The organism is Streptomyces sp. SA15 (genome assembly GCF_002291145.1).
GTDB lineage: Bacteria > Actinomycetota > Actinomycetes > Streptomycetales > Streptomycetaceae > Streptomyces.
Genome location: NZ_NTGE01000146.1, coordinates 1 through 1,604 on the forward strand (window position 1 = coordinate 1; position 1,604 = coordinate 1,604).

At 69.7% G+C, this 1,604-nt stretch carries 1 protein-coding gene and 1 pseudogene; both read right to left on the minus strand.

What is annotated here, in order from left to right:
- Window positions 1-548 precede the first annotated feature (548 nt).
- Window positions 549-725 carry a hypothetical protein gene (locus tag CLM62_RS50355; protein WP_179382340.1) on the minus strand — a complete coding sequence of 59 codons (177 nt, stop codon included), beginning with the start codon at window positions 723-725 and terminating at the stop codon, window positions 549-551.
- A gap of 758 nt (window positions 726-1,483) precedes the next feature.
- Window positions 1,484-1,604, minus strand: a pseudogene (locus tag CLM62_RS33635) (IS5/IS1182 family transposase); the annotation flags it as partial.

A 1,604-nucleotide genomic window follows, 5' to 3' on the forward strand; every position in this document is an offset into this window, starting at 1 on the left:
GGCGAGCGTCTCCCGATCACCGGCCCGACGCCGACCCCCGCCCTGCGGACGCTTCACCTCCACCGGCGGCACCACCCGCCGGAACAGCACCCACAACTCCTCCGGCACCAGCCGCTCAACCAGATCCATCATGCACGGTTCAACGAACGACCACGCCATAAGAAACGACGTCTTAGCGCTAATGGCTGTTCCGTTGTTCCATCTGCCGCCAATTGCATCTGATGCGAACTCGCGGCGGTTAGCGAATCGGCACGCGTGAAGGCCCGGTGCAGGAACGGGCGAGGCTGGTTCGCCGACGTCCTGCCCCGGCTGCGGGCGCGCGCCGAGGACACCAGGGCCGGCATGGAGATACGCGGCTGGCGGCTACACACCGTCACTAGCAGGCTGGGTTCCTCGTTGAACTGGCGACAGTTGAATAGGAGAGCCCACCAATACCGAGGGCCGATACGGTGCGGTCGGCCCGGATCGAAGCGCCGGTCGACTTTTTCCCCGTGCCACACGCCGAAGAGGTTCACCTCGGAGGGCTGGTCGTGAGATCGGGAGCGCATTCAGCGCGGCGCCTGGGGATCGCGGGTGGGAACTGCTTCTGCGGCGGCTGCTCCGGTACCTCGGCCATAGGTCTCAACTTCCGTAGTGATGACGATGGGGATGATGAAGGCGGCGACCGCCATGATGGTCAGGAGCTGCGGGCACCGCTGGCGCCAGCCGCCCGGCAGGCGGGTCATGCGAAGACCGCCCCCCGTGGCAGGGTGGCCCGGACCGTCTTGCTGCGTCCGTCGGCGGCGAGGAACCACTCAAGGTGCGCGCCGAGTTGGCGGGCCTCGCGCGCAAGCCGCGGCCCTTCTCACCCCGGAGGGCCGCCTGCGCGTCGGGGAAGCCGGGGTTCGGGTCCTCGACGTCGATGAGCAGGCCTCCCTGCTCGGTGAACGTGAGGTGGACGTTCATTTGGGCCGCTGCCCCGTTGGTGGGCTGTGCGTGGACGACGGCGTTGTACGCCAGGCGCGCGAGCGCCTCGACGGCGGAGTCGATGTCTCCGGACCACTGCGTGAGGGCCAGCCGGCTGCGGGCCGTCCCCATCAGCTGTCGCACGCTCACCGGGACCAGGGCGTACGAGCTGGACCACACGGGGGCGGGGCCGGCGGAGCGAGCCGCTCCGGGCCGGGGGTAGACGGCGAACGCCGGGAGGTCGATGATCCAGCCGCGCAGTGCGGCACGGTCCGCGGGGTGGCAGGCGATCTCCTGCTCGGACGGGCGACAAACCCCCTGGCGTCAGCGCGGGTCAAGGCCTGCTCGATGGCTCGCCAGCCGGTACGGCGCTGGCGCGGACTGCCGAGCGGCGCCAGGTCATACGCCTCATGAACGGCCGTCCAGCCCTGCGCGGAGGCGAAGGTGCGCAGGACGGTCAGCGTCCTGGACGCGATCGCCGAGTCGATGGTGCAGGTGTAGAGCACGACGCGCGCCCCGGCGGAGGCACTGAGCGTTTTCAGCGGAGCCGCTCCAGGGTGAGGATGGCCGCGGCGACTGACGACATTCGATTCGGGCTGCATCGTGCCCTGCGGAAGATCCGCCAGGACTTCAGTCGTGCGACGCCGCGCTCGACCGGC